The sequence below is a fragment of the Ideonella sp. B508-1 genome (genome assembly GCF_000333615.1).
Classification (GTDB): Bacteria; Pseudomonadota; Gammaproteobacteria; order Burkholderiales; family Burkholderiaceae_C; genus Ideonella.
Genome location: NZ_BADL01000630.1, coordinates 1 through 2,143, shown reverse-complemented (window position 1 = coordinate 2,143; position 2,143 = coordinate 1). Strand labels below are relative to the sequence as shown.

The following is a 2,143-nucleotide window of genomic DNA, read 5'->3' as shown; positions in this document are numbered from 1 at the left end:
CCAGCCCGCCGTAGTCGCCATCGGCCTGCAGCGGGGCCCCGTGGAAGCCCGATGCACCGCGCCGTCCGGCGTCAGGTAGCGCAGCGGCCGGTGCGGGGCCAGCACCTCCACCGCCAGGGCGATTCCTGGGAACACGCAGCCGGGGTAGAGCAGCACCGCCACTGGCCGGCGCGCCGACAGATCGAGATTCATGGGTTCAGCGCCTGGCGGCGCCGGGCCGCGGCATCCGCCTGGGCCGTGTCGCCCCGGGCACGGTACAGGAGTTCCAGCTCTTCGTAGACATAGGGATCGGGGTCGGCAGCCGCCTCCCCCTCCTCGGCCAGGGCCTGCTGCCGGGCCAGCGCCTCGTCCGCACGTCCCTGCAGACGCAGGCACCAGGCCACCATCCAGCGGGCGACACGGGTGGGGCCGGCCGCGCCCTGGGCTTCGCGCAGGCGCAGGGCCTGTTCGAACGGGGCCAGGGCCAGATCGTCGCGGCCGGCCTCGTGCCAGGCCATGCCCAGGTTGTTGTAGAGCGAGGCCTGCCAGCGCTGAGCCGCAGGCTGAGGGGAGGCCTGGGCCTGGGCCACGGCCAGCGCCGCCTGGGTGCGCTGCCGCTGGGCGGCCGGCTCGGTCTCGACGAAGGCCAGCATGTGCAGGGCATCCACGGCCAGATCGTCCAGCCCGGCCGCGCGGGCCTGCTGCGCCGCCCGCTCCCAGGCCATGCCTGCCCGGGCACGGGCCTCGGCGGTGCGCTGCTCTGGCGCATGGGCGGCCGACACCCAGGTGCGCCCCCATTCCAGCCACCAACGCACCTGAACCTCTGGGCCGGCCCCGGCCAGCACGGGCTGCAGCCCTTCCAGCAGGGCCCGGGCCTGCACGAACTGCTGCCGCAGACCCTGGCTGCGTGCGATCTGGGTGTAGAGGATGAGAGCTTCGTCCCCCTGTGCCGTGGCCAGGGCCTGCCGAAAGCGCTGTTCGCTGCGCTCGGGGTGATCGAAATCCCAGAGGGACTGAACATCAATGGGCAAGCCCATGGCGTGACTCCCGATCGACAGCCCGCCCAGCCACAGCGTCACCGCCGCCCAGCGCTGGACACGGCCTCTCTGGATCGCTGCGGCAGGCTGGCTTCCCGTCATGGCCTGCAGCTTAGCCTGCCGCCCCCGTCTCCGGGAAAGCCTGAGGCCGTGTTGCAGCGCAGCTTTGGGAAAGCCCCCAGACAACGGCACGAACGGTCGTTCTTTAATTCGCCCACTCCGGGTCGCTCGTCCATCGGTCGTCGGTGCCGGAGCCACAACACGCAGAGGAGACCCCCATGAAACGCTGGTTCCTGAAGACGGTGGTGGCGGCGGCCTGCATCACCGGCACGGTCGCACCGACCGTGGTGCACGCGGCCGACACCTACACCCAGACGCGCTACCCCATCGTGCTGGTGCATGGCCTGTTCGGCTGGGATTCGATCGGCCCGGTGGACTACTGGTGGGGCATCGACACCGGCCTGGCCTCGGGCGGCGCCAAGGTCTACGTCTCCCAGGTCTCGGCAGCCAACAGCAGCGAGGTGCGCGGTGAGCAGTTGCTGGCCGAGCTGCAGCGCCTGCAGGCCACCTACGGCTACAGCAAGTTCAACCTGGTGGGCCACAGCCATGGCGGCCAGGCGGTGCGCTATGTGGCCGCGGTGGCGCCGCAGCTGGTGGCCTCGGTCACCACCATGGGCACGCCCCACACCGGCAGCCCGGTGGCCGACGACATCAAGGCCGGCACCAGCGCCACCGGCACCACGGCCTGGGTGGCGGCGGTGGCCAATGCCTTTGCGTCGGTGATCAGCCTGCTCTCGGGCAGCCCCGACCTGCCGCAGGATTCCGAGGCCGCGATGAACTCGCTGACCACGGCCGGCGCGGCCGCCTTCAACGCCAAGTACCCGCAGGGTGCGCCCAGCAGCAGCTGTGGCCAAGGGCCGGAGCTGGTCAACGGCGTGCGCTACTACTCGGCCGGCGGCAATGCGGTGCTGACCAATGTGTTCGACCTGAGCGACGCCCTGCTGACGCTGACCTCGGTGAGCTTCAAGGGCGCGTCCAACGACGGCCTGGTGGGCAAGTGCGCCTCGCACTGGGGCACGGGTGCTGCGCGACGACTACGCCTGGAACCACCTGGACGAGATCAACCA

At 71.2% G+C, this 2,143-nt stretch carries 3 protein-coding genes; 1 reads left to right on the top strand and 2 read right to left on the bottom strand.

All coding sequences use genetic code 11. The annotated features are described in order from the left end of the window. Together I73_RS32935 and I73_RS30560 are read right to left on the bottom strand one after the other, a co-directional pair. The coding region (locus I73_RS32935) for a hypothetical protein (protein WP_148289923.1) at positions 1-192 on the bottom strand (192 nt) is incomplete at its 3' end. Beyond that, positions 189-1,016 (bottom strand): tetratricopeptide repeat protein, encoded by an 828-nt coding sequence (locus I73_RS30560; RefSeq protein WP_148289922.1) that lies wholly within the window; start codon positions 1,014-1,016, stop codon positions 189-191. The genes I73_RS32935 and I73_RS30560, both read right to left, overlap by 4 nt. A 278-nt stretch (positions 1,017-1,294) precedes the next feature. Here I73_RS30560 and I73_RS30555 point away from each other — a divergent pair. Further along, positions 1,295-2,143: triacylglycerol lipase (locus I73_RS30555; RefSeq protein WP_051049365.1), on the top strand; the 849-nt coding region annotated here is incomplete at its 3' end.

Excerpts from the sequence above, each read along its gene's own strand:
- I73_RS30560 (WP_148289922.1), bottom strand. The coding sequence starts at position 1,016 with ATGGGCTTGCCCATTGATGTTCAGTCCCTCTGGGATTTCGATCACCCC.